The sequence below is a fragment of the Paenibacillus sp. PDC88 genome (genome assembly GCF_900106725.1).
Classification (GTDB): domain Bacteria; phylum Bacillota; class Bacilli; order Paenibacillales; family Paenibacillaceae; genus Paenibacillus; species Paenibacillus shunpengii.
Genome location: NZ_FNNT01000003.1, coordinates 445,210 through 460,066, shown reverse-complemented (window position 1 = coordinate 460,066; position 14,857 = coordinate 445,210). Strand labels below are relative to the sequence as shown.

General features: G+C 48.1%; 10 protein-coding genes and 1 pseudogene. 8 read left to right on the top strand and 3 right to left on the bottom strand.

Going from position 1 to position 14,857, the window contains the following annotated elements; genetic code table 11:
* Nucleotides 1-371: 371 nt before the first annotated feature.
* From BLW49_RS29190 to BLW49_RS12605, 6 genes and pseudogenes are all read left to right on the top strand, one after another.
* Nucleotides 372-2,912 (top strand): annotated as a pseudogene (locus tag BLW49_RS29190) (LamG-like jellyroll fold domain-containing protein); the annotation flags it as partial.
* A gap of 99 nt (nucleotides 2,913-3,011) precedes the next feature.
* A complete protein-coding gene (locus BLW49_RS29185) occupies nucleotides 3,012-3,575 on the top strand; it encodes a LamG domain-containing protein (protein ID WP_371264558.1) in 564 nt (187 codons plus the stop codon).
* A 282-nt stretch (nucleotides 3,576-3,857) separates the two neighbouring features.
* Entirely contained in the window at nucleotides 3,858-4,613 is a 756-nt protein-coding gene (locus tag BLW49_RS12620) for an SDR family NAD(P)-dependent oxidoreductase (protein ID WP_076314244.1), read from the top strand.
* Between the two features lie 206 nt (nucleotides 4,614-4,819).
* The gene (locus BLW49_RS12615; RefSeq protein ID WP_090724945.1) at nucleotides 4,820-5,488 is read left to right on the top strand and encodes a YdeI/OmpD-associated family protein; all 669 of its coding nucleotides are present in this window, start codon (nucleotides 4,820-4,822) and stop codon (nucleotides 5,486-5,488) included.
* A 115-nt stretch (nucleotides 5,489-5,603) separates the two neighbouring features.
* Nucleotides 5,604-6,659, top strand: coding sequence for an LLM class flavin-dependent oxidoreductase (locus BLW49_RS12610; protein ID WP_076314246.1), 1,056 nt, complete (start codon nucleotides 5,604-5,606; stop codon nucleotides 6,657-6,659).
* Between the two features lie 269 nt (nucleotides 6,660-6,928).
* Nucleotides 6,929-8,491 (top strand): histidine kinase N-terminal 7TM domain-containing diguanylate cyclase, encoded by a 1,563-nt coding sequence (locus BLW49_RS12605; RefSeq protein WP_177178732.1) that lies wholly within the window; start codon nucleotides 6,929-6,931, stop codon nucleotides 8,489-8,491.
* Between the two features lie 3 nt (nucleotides 8,492-8,494).
* On the opposite strand, the gene BLW49_RS12600 is transcribed toward BLW49_RS12605, so the two are convergent.
* Nucleotides 8,495-9,385 carry a diacylglycerol/lipid kinase family protein gene (locus BLW49_RS12600; RefSeq protein WP_090725096.1) on the bottom strand — a complete coding sequence of 297 codons (891 nt, stop codon included), beginning with the start codon at nucleotides 9,383-9,385 and terminating at the stop codon, nucleotides 8,495-8,497.
* A gap of 199 nt (nucleotides 9,386-9,584) precedes the next feature.
* Between BLW49_RS12600 and BLW49_RS12595 the strand changes: the two genes are divergently transcribed.
* Together BLW49_RS12595 and BLW49_RS12590 are read left to right on the top strand one after the other, a co-directional pair.
* A complete protein-coding gene (locus BLW49_RS12595) occupies nucleotides 9,585-10,403 on the top strand; it encodes an alpha/beta fold hydrolase (RefSeq protein WP_076314248.1) in 819 nt (272 codons plus the stop codon).
* A gap of 310 nt (nucleotides 10,404-10,713) precedes the next feature.
* Nucleotides 10,714-11,928 (top strand): MFS transporter, encoded by a 1,215-nt coding sequence (locus BLW49_RS12590; RefSeq protein WP_177178731.1) that lies wholly within the window; start codon nucleotides 10,714-10,716, stop codon nucleotides 11,926-11,928.
* Between the two features lie 148 nt (nucleotides 11,929-12,076).
* Here BLW49_RS12590 and BLW49_RS12585 read toward each other — a convergent pair whose 3' ends face one another.
* Nucleotides 12,077-14,008: an FtsX-like permease family protein gene (locus tag BLW49_RS12585; RefSeq protein WP_090724942.1), complete on the bottom strand. Its 1,932-nt coding sequence runs from the start codon at nucleotides 14,006-14,008 to the stop codon at nucleotides 12,077-12,079.
* Nucleotides 14,005-14,760: an ABC transporter ATP-binding protein gene (locus BLW49_RS12580; protein WP_047912670.1), complete on the bottom strand. Its 756-nt coding sequence runs from the start codon at nucleotides 14,758-14,760 to the stop codon at nucleotides 14,005-14,007. The genes BLW49_RS12585 and BLW49_RS12580 overlap by 4 nt, the downstream gene beginning before the upstream one ends.
* Between the last annotated feature and the right edge of the window lie 97 nt (nucleotides 14,761-14,857).

Here is a 14,857-nt window from a genome sequence, read left to right as displayed (position 1 = left end):
CTGCCATTAATGAGCTGCTGGTGAACAAGCTGAACGGCAATATTCGCTTACTTGCTACAGGAAGTACGAACATCGACAAGTCCTATGTTCTTTCCGGTGCATCTCTTGAAGAACAGGACTTAACGGGCGTCGGTTTCTTAGATATCGTACTGCAAGCGGAGCTGCCCCTGAATGCAGTCGTTCGATTGAGCGGGGAGTTTGAGCGGGTCGAAGTGGAGGCAGAGCATCAGCCTACGATTGACCTGATTAAGGGTCTGATCAAGCAGATCATTCTGAATCAACCGGCAGCGCTTCAGGTTGGTGAGGGAGCGGTCATTGATAAGGTAGAAATCCATGTCGAGGGCTCCATTCAGGTAACAGGAAAAGGGAAAGTGAATTCCAAGGATGACCGTATTGTTCATGATCGCGGTGACGAAACAACGGGTGGGAATCCGAGCCCGGATCCAAATCCAGGATCGGACTCAAGTGATCCATCGACCCCTACGACTCCTACGCCAGAAGAACCGGGTCAGGAAGCTCCTGCTTTTACGAACGTATCTGTACATGATCCTTCTATCATTAAAGACGAAGATACCTATTATGTGTTCGGTTCGCATATTGAAGCTGCCAAATCGGCTGATTTGATGAACTGGTCTACCTTTACGAACGGCTACACGACTCCAGGTAACAAGTTGTATGGCGATTTGTCCGAGAATCTTGCAGGCTCATTTGCATGGGCGGGTGAGAATGACTCAGACAGTAAAGGCGGTTTCTCGGTCTGGGCACCTGATGTGTACTGGAATGAGGATTATATCAATGAGGACGGAACGACAGGTGCCTACATGATGTATTACAGCGCGTCTTCGACGTATATCCGCTCCGCCATTGGTATTGCAGTATCACAAAATATCGAAGGTCCGTACACTTATGTTGACACGATTGTATACTCTGGATTTACCAAGAACGATGCAAAAGATGCAGACAGTCAGGTTAACAAGAAATGGACGAATACCAACATTCAAGGTCTTGTTGACAGCGAAGTGCTGGCAGAGCCGAACCCGAATTGGTTCAAGGCGGACGGTGCCTATGATAATTCACAATACCCGAATGCAATCGATGCAACCTTGTTCAAGGACGAAGACGGAAGACTGTGGATGACCTACGGTTCCTGGTCAGGCGGTATTTTCCTGCTGGAGCTTGATCCAGAGACAGGCAGAGCGCTCTATCCGGGAGAAGATGGGAAGACCTCTGATGGACGTATGATCGACCGTTACTTCGGAATCAAAATCGCAGGCGGACATACCAAATCGGGCGAAGGTCCATTCATCGTATATGATGAAGCCTCCGGCTACTATTACTTGACCGTTTCCTATGGCTGGCTTGGAGCAAACGGTGGTTATAACATCCGGCAGTTTAGAGCAGAGAGCCCAGAAGGTCCTTACCTCGATGCGGCTGGAAATGATGCTGTTCTGCCAGCGGGGACGGAGAACGAGAAGATTGGCATTAAGCTTATTGGTAACTTCCTATTCGAGAGAGAAATTGGTGAGGCTGGAACAGGAAGCGGTTATGGATATGTATCGGCAGGGCATAATTCCGTCTTCTACGATGAAGAGCTGGACAAGCATTTCTTGTTCTTCCATACTCGATTCCCGCAAAAAGGGGAGGCACACGAGCTGCGTGTCCATCAAATGTTTATGAACAAGGACGGCTGGCCTGTTGTTGCCCCGCATCGCTACTCAGGTGAATCACTTGAAGAGGTGGCAGAAGAAGAAATTGCAGGAGAGTATAAATTCGTCAACCATGGACTTGCCTATTCAGGAGATATTGTCAGCTCTGTGAATATCGTTCTGAACGAGGATCATACGGTATCCGGCGATGTATATGGAACATGGACTCTTGTTGATGACTACGAAACGCAAATTACTATTGATGATGTGACTTATGACGGCGTATTTATATCCCAGTGGGATGAGATGACGAAGCGGGAGACGATGAATTTTACAGCCATCTCTGAAGCTGGCGAAACGGTATGGGGAATCCAGCAGCCGGACAAGTCAGATGAGCAGGTCGTACAGGATGTACAGCAGGCACTGACGCTCGGGAATACATCCAATGTAAGCTCCCGTCTGGACCTTCCAACAGAAGCGGCACGAAACACAACGATTACTTGGGCAACTTCCGATCCAACTGTAATTACTGCGGAAGGAGAAGTATTCCCTCCTGAGGTAGGTGAAGAGAATCTAACAGCTGTACTGACGGCTACCATCACCAAAGGTGACGCATCACGCACGAAAGATTTCAACATTACAGTCACACCGATTGATGTGACGCTTGGCTTATCTGCACAGTATTCCTTTGAAGAGAATCTTGCCGCATCGGTTGGCGATTTCGGGGAGGGCACAATCACCGGTGATCGCATCAACAATGAAGGCGGAGCGATTACTTATGAGGCAGGAGTACAAGGGAAGTCCGCTGTATTTGACGGAAATTCAGGCATCAAGCTGCCCAATGGATTGATCGAAGGAAACGAATATTCGGTGTCCATGTGGCTGAACCCGGCACAGACAACACAATATACAACGGCCTTCTTCGGAGGCTCGGATAAGAGCTGGATCAGCTTCGTTCCCCATGGAGGCGATGGGAATACGATGCTATGGTCCGGGGAGAGCTGGTACGATGCATCAACAGGCTCCCGAATTCGAACCAATCAATGGCATCACGTAGCCTTCTCCGTCAATGGTGAATTTGTTAAAGTGTTCGTTAATGGAGAAGAAGCTTACTCCGGAACAGGATTTCCTCATGTATTTACGACGAGTGAAGGTGTGTTTAGTCTTGGTGTGAATTTCTGGGATACGCCGTTCAAAGGGAAAATAGATGAGCTTAAAATTTATGATGTGGCCATTACAGCCGAAGTTGCATCGAAGCTTGCTGAAGATCTGCCGCCGCGTGAAGAAGGACCTGCAGAGCTGCAAGCGCAGTATTCCTTCGAAGAGAATTTGGCAGACACTGTCGGTAACTTTGAAGCAGGAACCGTGATTGGTAACAATATCAATACTCCGGACGGTGGATCCATCACCTACCAAGACGGGACAGAAGGTAAAGCAGCCGTATTTGATGGCAAGTCGGGCGTAAGACTGCCGAATGGGCTTATATCCAGTGACAGCTACTCTGTAACGATGTGGGTATATGCAGATGAGCTGCCAGGCGTGAATACGACCACTTTCTTTGGAGCGCTGTCGAATGCAAGCTGGCTTAGTCTAAAGCCGGCAGGTCCTGAGGGTAAGTCCATGCTCTGGTCTAATTCCAATGGAGCTTGGTACAATGCGGTAACAGGCACTAAGCTTCCATTAAGTGAGTGGACTCATTTGGCCTTCACAGTCGCTGGCGATCAGGTCAAGGTATATGTTAATGGGGAAGAAAAATTCACAGGTTCAGGCTTCCCGGACATCTTTCTCGACAATACAGGAACCTTCAGTCTGGCTGTGAATTGGTGGGACCCCCCGTTCAAAGGCATGATGGATGAGCTGAGAATATATCAAGGTGCCATCAGTGCAGAAGAGGTACAGGAGCTTGCAACAACATCGGCAGTGAACTAACACAGCAGGTGGATCAAGCAGGAATAACACAATAAGGGTAGGCGAACAATAAGTTCGTCTGCCCTTTTTTTGGGCTATTCGACGTATGTCATAAATCCTCATATTTAAGAGCTTCTTGGGCAAACATATAAAAATGGAGTTGTCTGGCAACAGTTCGTCTTGAAGCTCGAACCAACAAAGTTCGACTACATTTGACAAAACTGTGACAGAGGAGTACAATAACAAATAGTTAGTAACTCACTTCAATATACTTACTTTTTATATACAAAGGAGTCCTGAATCATGTCTGAATTAAACGGAAAAGTCATCGTCGTTACAGGTGGAGCAAGCGGTATCGGCAGAGAGGCTTCTTTGCAGTTGTCGGCAAAAGGAGCAACGATTGTTGTAGCTGATTTTAATGAAGAAGGTGCCAAGAAAGTCGTATCCGAGATTGAAGCGCAGGGCGGTACAGCGGCTGCTTACAAAGTAGACGTATCCAATGGCGATGAGATCAAAGCATTAATCGACTTTACAGCTGAGAAATTCGGAACCTTCAGCGGTATTTTCAATAATGCGGGTATTGGTCTGGTTAAACCGTTCCTTGAGATGGATCCTGCGTCCTATCACCGTGTAATTGATGTCGACCAACACAGCGTATACTATGGTATGTACTACGGAGCTAAGAAAATGGTTGAGCTTGGCGTCAAAGGTACCATCGTGAATACAGCTTCCATCTATGGAACCATTGCTGCTGTCGGCAGCTTCAACTATAACGCAGCCAAAGCGGCTGTTGTGATGATGTCCAAATCTGGTGCACTTGAGCTGGCCGAGCATGGGATCCGTGTGGTGGGTGTTGCTCCTGGCTTTATTAATACGCCGATTCTTGGGGAAGATGAAGCAGCGAAGAAATTCCTGGCCGAGCAGCATATGCGCGGTGAACTGATTGAGCCGGAAAAAGTAGCAAGCGCTGTAACCTTCCTGTTTACCGATGCTGCTTCTGCCATTAACGGAACAACGCTTCCAGTGGATGATGGTTTCCTGAGCTTTAAAACAAAATAATTGCCGTTTTTGAATAGCTGACTTGCACACGAATCGGTGTATAGACGTTTAAAGCGTTTATGCACCGATTTTTTCATATGAGCAGGACACACGAACTAAATATCGATTCAGTCTCCTCGTGTTTATATGATTCGTTCGCTATAATCTCTAGTGAAAGCTCTAGCTTCCTCTTTTTTCACAGAATATATGAATGGACAGGTGAGAAGATGACAAAGACCATTGTACAAAAGCTGAATTTACATAACTTTACCCGCAAGGCCGTGCTGAATTTGCCTGCAGACATCGATTATTTTGCAGAGCTCGGGGAATATGAGCAGGAGCTGGCAGAGAGTAAATATGATCTGATCTTTGCCTTCGTGCTGGATATGGACCAGATGAAGTCACAGGTGAGCAGGGTAATCGAAGAGGATCTGCTCGAAGAGAAGGGCTACCTGTACTTCGCTTATCCCAAAAAGGGCAACAAGGTTTACGCTACTTACATTCACCGTGATGAGATCTTGGGAGGAATAGGGGCAGATGAGGACGGCTATGTAGGGACAAGCAGTATTAAATTTGCCCGCATGGTGGGTATGGATGACGTATTTACCGTGGTAGGGCTGAAGAAGGAACAGCGGAAGAGTAAGGAGTCCTCCAAAGCAAGCCAGAGAGTAGAAGATTATGTCGCCATGATCCCAAATGTGGAGCAGGATTTGCAAAATGAGCCGGAGCTGCTTGCCTTCTACCTCACCCTTACCCCTGGATATCAGAAGGACTGGGCACGGTACGTATACAGTGCCAAGCAGGAAGCAACGAGAGAGAAACGACGGGAAGAGATGAAGATGATTCTCGGAAAAGGGTACAAGAGCCGCGAGCTGTACCGCCAGGAGCAAGGGTAGATCTTCGGATAAAATAGTGCTTGATAAATCAGCCATTCGACCTCAGAATATAGATAGTGCGTTAAAGTTATTAACTTACAAAAATTAATTAATATAAAGCAGGAGGAGAAATCGAATGGAGATAGGAATCAGTACTTTTGCAGAGACATCACCCGATGTGCATACCGGTGAGGTGATGAGTCACGCGCAGCGTCTGCGCGAAGTGGTGGAAGAGATTATTCTGGCCGATCAGGTGGGACTTGATGTATATGGAGTTGGGGAGCATCATCGAAAAGATTATGCCGCATCCAATCCTGCAGTCGTTCTGGCAGCAGCAGCACCGCAGACCAAGCGAATTCGGCTCACGAGCGCCGTGTCCGTGCTGTCATCAGCCGATCCGGTACGTGTGTTTCAAGACTTTGCGACCTTGGACGGCATTTCGAACGGACGCGCGGAGATTATGGCGGGCAGAGGTTCTTTTATCGAGTCCTTCCCCCTGTTTGGCTATGATCTGAATGACTATGACACCCTGTTTGATGAGAAGCTGGATTTGCTGCTCAAGTTAACCGCATCGGAGAAGGTAACCTGGCAGGGGACTCATCGTCCGGCAATCAACAATCTTGGCGTTTATCCAAGGCCGGTTCAGGACCCTCTTCCGGTATGGATTGGCAGTGGTGGGAATCAGGAATCCGTCATCCGGGCCGGGCTGCTGGGGCTCCCGCTCGTGCTTGCGATTATTGGAGGAAGACCTGCACAGTTTGCACCGCTGGTTCAGCTGTATAAGAAGGCGGCTGCCCATGCAGGGCATGATGCTTCCAAGCTTCCAGTGGCTTCTCACTCCCATGGCTTTATTGCAGCAGATCAAGAGACAGCTGTGGAGAAGTTCTTCCTTCCGACCCAGCAGAGTATGAATGTCATCGGACGGGAACGGGGCTGGCCGAGCTACTCGCGCCAGAGCTATGATGCAGCCCGCAGTCTTGAAGGGGCGCTGTATGTTGGTGACCCGGACACGGTGAGCGAGAAGATTATATATTTGCGAAAAAATGTCGGCATTACTCGGTTCATGCTTCACGTCCCCCTGGGCACAATGCCGCATGAGGAGGTCATGACGGCGATTGAGCTGCTCGGCACGAAGGTCGCCCCTCGGGTTCGGGAAGAGATCGCTGCGTGGGAAGCGAATGGTGGAGCCTAAATCAGTGATATCATGATAAGTGATTGATTATAAATAGAAGATCTTCAAGCCTTACTTTAAGCGTAAGGGTTGAGGATCTTTTTTTTTGCGTTATAGATGGCAAAGAAGTGAAAAAAGCAAAAAAAAATAATCTACAATTATTCCTATCGTGATATAGTAGATTAAAGTCGTTTTATGTAGAATTATGGCTAGAGAACGGCAACAACCTGTTTTATAATTTAATGAGGATTTAGTATGAAACCATAAAAGTAATCATGGAGTAGATGAAGATGGCAGAAGAGCTGCGCTTACCGGTATTCATGATCATGGCTGGCGGCAGTATAAGCGTAATTTTATGTGTATACGGACTGCTGAGGCTTAAGAGTGCACCTGGCGGGATGTACTATGTCTGGATGACATTAATGGCATCCTTTTTTTCATTTGCCTATGCGGCGGAGCTGACCAGCTCGACACTGATGCAGATCAAGTTCTGGATCACCGTCGAATACATCCCGCTTCCGCTTATTCCTGCATTCATGCTGCTCATGTGCACACAATACGTCGGCGTGGCTATGAAAAAGTGGGTTTATTATATCCTTTTTGCCATCCCAGTGACGACGACACTCATCCAAAGCACGAACGAGCTGCATCATCTGTACTACACCTCCGTGACACTCCGGGGGAACGCTCCATTTCCGATCGTGGAGCTGACTTATGGACCGTGGTTCGCGGTGCACTCGGTTTATCTGTACGGATGCATCATCGCGAGTGCCGCTATCCTGCTTGTACAATGGGGCAAGGCAGCGCCCGCCTTTCGGAGGCAGCTTCTTACGATGGCGGTTGGGAATCTTGTGCCGATTATCGGCGCCTTTTTGTACTTGGCGGGTATGAGTCCTTACGGGATCGATCTGGGGCCTGTTTTTATTAGTCTGTCCTTTATATTTCACAGCATCGCCCTGTTCCGGTTTCAGATGTTCAGCGCCGTACCTCTGGCGAGAGAGATGGTATTCGAGCATATGAGGGAAGGAGTCGTCGTATTAGATGACAAGGACATCATTGTTGATTACAACCAAACAGTGCTGACTGTGTTTCCAAGAATGACCAAGGGGGTTATAGGCCGCTCGGCATCGGCTGCACTTCAGGATTATCCTGAGCTTGCGGAGCTGGTTCGCCGTGGGCTGGAGTTTGACTATATGCTCAAAATAAATGGAGTGAATCAGCATTTTCACGTCAGATTTACACCGATGATGAAGCAAGGGATGCCGATCGGCCGCATCATCACGTTTGCCAACATCTCAGAGCGCATCCTGATGCAAGAACAGCTCAAGGAGCTGGCTGATACGGACGGTCTGACCCAACTCCTAAACAAAACCGCACTACTGAGAGAATCGGATAGGGTCATTCGTGAATACACCGAGCATGGGGGAAGGCTCTCCGTGATCATGTTCGACATCGATCTGTTCAAAGAAGTTAATGATACGTATGGTCATGAAGCAGGAGATATCGTGCTGACCCATGTGGCAGATGCCATTCATTCGACACTCAGCGGTGCAGGATTTGCAGGCCGGTATGGCGGGGATGAATTTATCCTCTGGCTTCCGGACACCTCCCTGACGGAGGCGTGTGAGCTTGCGGAATCGATTCGTAAGAATATTGCTGGACGTCAGATGATTGTAGAGGACCAAGAAGTTAGGGTAACCTCCAGCTTTGGTGTAGCGCATGCCGGTATCGTCCCTGGCGAAGGACAGCATTCCGCTCAGTCCCTCATGAGGGAAGCAGATAAAGCGCTGTATACCGCCAAGAAATCGGGGAGAAACAGTGTTTATCCGCTTAGAAAATGGATCCATGTATAAAATCTAATCTTCCTCTGGAACGATCACATCAATATGACGGGGTAATATACGCAGATGGAGGGGCAGAGAAGGACCAGCTTCTCCATCAATATTGGTAGACAATGACTCCTCAGATCGAACACGGACTTCCTTCGCTGTAAAGTAAACCACGTCGGAATGATCCTTTAAGTTCCCGAGTAAGAGCGACGTTCCGACAGTAAGAGTGTTAAAGAAGTTTATATCTTTGATGATGAAGCAGTGAATCAGTCCGTCGTCCACGGAGGCCGAAGGCACCATCTTCTCAAATCCGGCGACAGAGTTCGTTAATGCAGCCACGAACAAGGGGGATTCACCTACCCATGTTTCATCATCATGCTCGATAATCAGATGATTGGACGGGCTGTTCACGAGGCGTTTAAGGCCTTCTTTGTAATAAGCGAACGCGCCGAGCTTCGATTTTTGCTCAGAGCTCACCTCAGCTAACACTTCAGCCAGCATGCCGACCGCAATGACGTTGGCAAAGATCCGATCATTGATCAATCCGATATCAATCGGCTTCAAGCGGGTGGAACGGAGCGTACGGATCGCCTCATCCGGATCAAGCGGGATATGGAGTGCTCTGGCAAAATCATTAACAGTGCCGAGAGGAACAATGCCAAGCTTGGGTCTGTGCGCTTGATCCATGTAACCATTCAGCGTCTCGTGCAAGGTACCGTCTCCTCCGATGGATACAACCAGATCATAGCAATCCTCACAGGCGGAAATGCAGAAGGCTGTTGCATCATGCTCCTTCGCTGTTTCGTTTACGGACGTCTGGTAGCCCTGTTCCTCCAAGACCTCCTGTACATCTCTCAGATAGGCAAGAGCTTCTTCCTTACCTGAAGAAGGGTTAATAATAATCATTGCCTGCTTCATATCGTTGTTCCTTCCTTGGTTATCATTTTGATATTCTTTACCCTGAGAAGTCCCCATGTGAATACCCGGCAAGCCTACATCCTCAAAAAATAAGAAAGAATCGCCCACATACCTTCTATTTTTCACAGAAGCATTTCCCTTTATTATCGTATGTAGATGCAGCTACGCTGTTTGCGATAAATAAGAGAGGTGTGTTGATATGACTTCTACTCCTTTAACGGATAAATATATAAATTTAGATACCTGTGCTGTCGTTACAGAATTTCCTTATATGCTGAACCCATTCATGCTGTCCGATGATGAGAACCGTTTCGTCACGCCGCCTGGAGAGCTTGTTCCGGTGGGGGATCGCCAGCTTCACACGCTGATTACCGGATCAGGCGATCAGACGATTATTCTGGAAGCAGGTAACGGCGGCTGCTCACAGGACTGGTCTCGGATACAGCCTGAGCTGTCCAAGCATGCAGTAGTGCTCTCCTATGATCGTGCAGGATTCGGCTGGAGCAGGGGAGAGGAGAAGCAGCAGACCTGCCGAGAGGATGTGGAGGATCTGCGAACCCTATTGGCTGTGAAGCAGCTGAAGCCTCCCTATGTTTTTGTCGGGACCTCGTTCGGTGGAATGACCATACGGCTGTTTGCTTCCATGTATCCGGATGAAGTGTCTGGATTGCTGCTCGTCGATTCGATTCATGAGGGCATGAACATCGAGGCTATAGCTTCAGGATATCGCCGCAGTGCATTTGCAGTCGCTGATCCTGAGCTTGAGCTTAGGTATGCTCGTGAGAGTGTTCGGCAGTTGTATAGTGCTGCACCGCTTCGGCCTTCGATGCCGGTCATCGTGCTGACGGCAGGCAAGCAAACGGAAGAGTGGAAGGACAGCCAGCAGGCATTGTTTGAACTGACCAATTGCACAATACCGCTAACGGTTCAGGACAGTGAGCAAGACATTCATATTCATCAGCCGGAAGCGGTCGTTGATGCAGCGCTCTCCCTGGCCATACTCGGCCAGCGTGGATAGTATTTGGTCTGTGTAGTTGCGATTATATCTACAGCAAAGCTGTCGCCTTACGAGAGATCGTGATTTTGAAGGATTCCTTTACCTTATGGGTTGAGGAGTCCTTTTTTAGGTACGCCTCATACGCACCTGGACATATGTAAAAAAGTACATTATAATAATAGAGCAATATAGTTACCTAGGGTAACTAATAGTGAAAAGAACACGGCCTTTTTTGACTAATTAAGCTCAATAAAGCTTTTTGCTGCAAAGAACCAGACTTGCACCAATGCAGGGTGGTCCTTTTTTTGATGTATAGAAAGGGGAATATGCAATGGAACAGACAATTTCAAAGGACCGATTATGGACAAAGGATTTCTTCATTGTCTTCGGTGTGAACTTTTTATTATTTTTATGCTTCTACTTGCTTGTCGTGATCATGCCATCTTACGCGATCAATGAGTTTGGGGCATCGGAGAGCATGGGTGCATTCGCATCCAGTATTTTTGTGATCGGTGCATTGATCGGCCGGCTGGTTGGAGGCAGCACAATTGAGAAGGTGGGACGGGGAAGAATGCTCTTGACCGGGCTGATTTCTTTTGTCATCCTAACCTTTCTTTATTTCGTCACCCCTAATCTGGGAGTGCTCCTGATCGTCCGTCTGCTGCATGGGATTGCCTTTGCGCTAGCCTCTACTGCGACAGGAACCATCTCGGCCAGCCTCATCCCTCATTCCAGAAGAGGAGAAGGAACCGGATATTACGGGGTCAGCATCATTATTGCCTCTGCCATTGGCCCGTTTATCGGATTGCTGGTCAAAGAACACGGGAGCATCACGTTAAACTTTATTTTATGCGCGGTTCTTGGCGTACTATCCTTGGCTTCCTCTTTCCTGATGAAGGTTCCGAAGCTTACACTGACCGCGGAACAGCAGAAGGACTTAAAAGGCTTCAAGATATCCAACCTGGTGGAACCGAAGGCCATTCCGATCTCCATCATCAGCTTCGTCATGGCGTTTGGATATTCTAGCATTCTAACTTACCTCACCTTGTTTGCCGAAAAAATAAACCTGGTGGAGGTCGCAAGCTTCTTCTTCATCGTCTATGCGATTGTCGTCATTCTGACCAGACCCTTCACAGGGAAATGGTTCGATAAGCATGGAATCAACGTGGTCATGTACCCTGCTATTGTGCTGTTCGCCATTGGACTTGCGATACTGAGTCAGGTGCACAGCGGTCCATTGCTGCTGCTCTCCGCCGTCTTCGTCGGGCTTGGCTACGGAACAACGCAGGCCAGCGCTCAGGCTCTCGCCGTGAAGAGATCTCCCGTTCACCGGATGGGACTGGCTACCTCGACCTTTTATATCTTTGTGGATGTGGGAATCGGCGTGGGGCCCTTTATTCTCGGGTTCCTTACACCGGTCATCGGCTACAACGGCATGTACATGGCAATGGCGGCACTGATGATCGTTGGATTTGTTCTTTATTATGCACTGGTGGGCAGAAAAGAAGCCGCAATGCAGAATTCAGAGCTTAAGATATTGAATTAACGACTGAGAAGTCGTGGCCAGCCTTAATGCCTATTAAAAAAACTCCCTGCCTTCTTTGGCAGGGAGTTTTTTTATATCAGCACCGTTTGTTCTTGGTATCGCGAAATGAGATCTTGCATAGTGCAAGGGGATGTTATTCAAGTCATGCTCACAGCGAGCTTTTGATCACCCGTTTGTAGTAGTTGACTGACAGGATGCCAAAGATCGAATAGAGCACGGTGTACAGACCCATCACGATCAGCATCGGCGCCATGAGCTCGGTACCGAAGAGGAACCAGCCTGACTTGACGGCGAAGTAGCTGTGGCACAGACCGACAATGAGCGGAATGCCGAAGTTGAACAGCTGCTTGAACCTTATGCCGCGCATCAGGTTGCTCTCTGTAAAGCCCAGCTTGCGCAGAATCGTATAATTAGGCCGCTCTTCTTCACTTTCATCCATCTGTTTGAAGTACAGAATACAGCCGGAGGTAATCAGGAATGTCAGACCGAGGAAGCCGACGATGAACATGATCATTCCCATGTTATTACGTTGATTCAATTCAAAATCATATTGAGAGAAGCTTGGTACGCCAAGATCCATCTCTTTATATATTTGATGGGCTTCTTTGACCTGTGAACGGTCCTTGAGCTGAACTCCGTAATAGTTGGCACGGTCGTCTGTTTGAAGCTCCGGATTCATATCTTGGTGCAGCTGCTGATACACAGTCTCGTCTACAATAACAGTAGGTGATAAGCCGCCGTAAAAATAGGAGAGCACAGCCTCTTTCTTGATTCCGATCAGTTTCTGATGAATTTCAGTTCCATTTCTTCCGATCAAATTGAACTCACCTGTATTAGCAATCGTCATGAAGCTTGATAACGAATCATCGTATCCCATGAATACAGCTTCACCAGGTTCAAGCTCGATTCCTCCAACCATCGTTTCACTGAGCACAGGCGTTGCAATCGTTTCATCGGCAAATGTACTATTAGACATGAGTTTACTTGCATCCATCTCAGCTGTAATCGGCTGTCTGTGGATGACCTCATAAGCGATCAGGTGTGAATCCAGCTCGGATATGAAATCTTCTTTGACTTGCTCATCTGCAAAGGAGAAGTCATGCGGTACACTATTCTTCGCACTTGTTTCAGCAGAATAATAAGAGATATAGCTGAGTGACAGCAGGCCGATCGCGAGCGCCGAGACGGTCGTGATGACGGTGAGGAGCATGGCATTCGATTTCATCCGGAACATAATGGATGAGAGCGACAGCACCTCGCCAATGGACAAATATCCATTCTTGCTCTTGCGGATCGCGTTGAATATGAAGCTGACCGAGCCCTTATAGAAGAGATAAGTACCGATGATGACGGACGCCAAAATAAAGATCATGGCCCACATCAGATCTCCCATTTCCGTAAAGCGTCCTCCGAATAATTCAGAGGAAACATAATAACCGCCCAGAATCAGAGCGATTCCCAGTACGCCGAGTAATATTTCAAGCAGTGACATCTTACTCACCCGCTGCTGTGCGGTGGATACGACACGGAACAGGGAGAGTATGCTCTGTCTGACAATGAACAGATAGTTCATGATCATGATCAGCACATAGATGAGTGCAAACACAATAACGGTCTGCGTGAGAGCCTCCGGTGAGAAGCGAAGGGCTGCCAGCTCATCCACGCCAAGTATTTTGAACAGAATCATAAGAATAAGCCGCGAAGCGGCGAAGCCTGCCGCAATACCGATAACCATGGAGCCAAAATACAGAATCAGGTTCTCCGCCGTCAGGATCCGGAAGATGCGGCCTTTTGTCAGACCAATTAACTGGAACAATCCGATCTCCTTACTCCGACGCTTGATGAAGATCGTGTTGGCATAGAGCAGGAAGACGGCGACAATGGCAACGAGCAGAACCGAAGCTGCCCCAAGTGCCGCAGCCCCTTTGACCGTACCCTTCGCTTCATCCATGGACGGATCGTATTGCAGCGTTACGAATGAGAAGTACAGGCCGACACTGAAGATAAGAGCAAATACATAAAGATAGTAATTGCGTATATTCTTCTTCAGGTTTCGAAAAATAATGGTATTCAGATTCACGCTTGAACACCGCCCAGCACGCCTTGGGTTTTCATAATATCGCTCAGGAAGGAGGATCTCGGCTGCTCGCCCTTATTCAGCTGCGAGTATATCTGTCCGTCCTTGATGAAGATGACCCGGCTGCAGTAGCTTGCCGCTACGGGGTCATGCGTAACCATAATGATCGTTGCCGCATGCTTCTCGTTCATGTCACTGAGCTTATTCAGCAGATCGGAGGCGGATTTCGAATCGAGCGCTCCTGTCGGTTCATCTGCAAAAATAATGCCTGGATCATGGATGAAGGCTCTCGCAGCAGAGGTTCGCTGCTTCTGTCCGCCTGAAATCTCACTCGGATACTTATCCGCCAGCTCATAAATGCCAAGCTCGGATGCAACCGCCTTGAATTTCTCCAGCGCAGCCCGCTTGGATACGTTCTTGATGGATAGCGGAAGGAGTACATTTTCCTTAACCGTCAGTGTGTCGAGCAGATTATACTCTTGAAAAATAAAACCGAGATGGTTCTTGCGGAATTCAGCGAGATCCTTCTCCTTCATGCCTGTAAATTCCTTGCCCTCAATCTCTATGGTTCCCTCGCTCAGCTTGTCGATGGAGGACAGCACATTCAAGAGGGTGGTCTTGCCTGAGCCCGAGGCGCCCATGATGCTGACAAACTCTCCTTTGTTTACTTTCAGATCGATCCCTTTCAGCACTTCCTGCTTGTTGAATTTGTTGCCGTATATTTTGTGGATCTTGTTTGCTTCCAATATAACCACGGGTTTCACTCCTTATGTTCTTTATGAATCCATCTTACCTGGTTCACGTAAGATTCTCCTTCGATTCAGCGAACAAAGCACAAAAGCATGTGACAAT